The 642-nt window shown below is 65.4% G+C and carries 1 protein-coding gene; it reads left to right on the top strand.

Annotation, left to right across the window (positions count from 1 at the left end):
* Positions 1-235 precede the first annotated feature (235 nt).
* On the top strand, positions 236-642 hold a 407-nt coding region (locus B7L92_RS34995), incomplete at its 3' end, for an extracellular solute-binding protein (RefSeq protein WP_255311282.1).

Raw genomic sequence — 642 nt, forward strand, 5'->3', positions numbered from 1 at the left:
CCGCCCCGGCCGACCGGGGCCCGGCTGAGCACGTTCCTGACCGCCACCGCACCCGTTCGTGATCACGTACGACGGCTGCTGCGTCAGTAACGATTGCGCAACTTGCGAAAACTGTTGGTTGCCTTGCTTTCATTTCGGGCGGTACATCTTGCTCCTGCTTCGCGGATGGCCCATTAGTTTGCGCAAACTATCAGCAGTTGGATCACTGACGACAGATCAGGGAGCTTCCACGGTGATGAGGAAAACCCGCAGCGCGACGGCTGCCGCGATCGGCTTGTGCGTCGCACTCGCCGCTGCCGGCTGCGCCGGCGACGACGGCAGCGGTTCGTCCGACGGCCGGGGCACGGTGACCCTCTGGACGAACGCGATGGAAGGGCGCGGCGCGCAGTACTGGAAGGACGCCGCGAAGGCGTACCAAGCGCTGCACCCGGACGTCACGATCAAGATCCAGTCGGTCCAGAACGAGGACCTCGACGGCAAGCTGCAGAACGCGCTCAACTCGAACTCCGCGCCCGACATCTTCCTGCAGCGCGGTGGCGGCAAGATGCAGGCCATGGTCGACGCCGGCCAGATCCGGGCACTGGAACTGACCGACATCGACAGGGCGAACGTGGGCGAGGCCGCCCTCGAGGGCGTCTCGAT

It is taken from the genome of Streptomyces viridosporus, assembly GCF_002078235.1.
GTDB classification, from domain to species: domain Bacteria; phylum Actinomycetota; class Actinomycetes; order Streptomycetales; family Streptomycetaceae; genus Streptomyces; species Streptomyces viridosporus.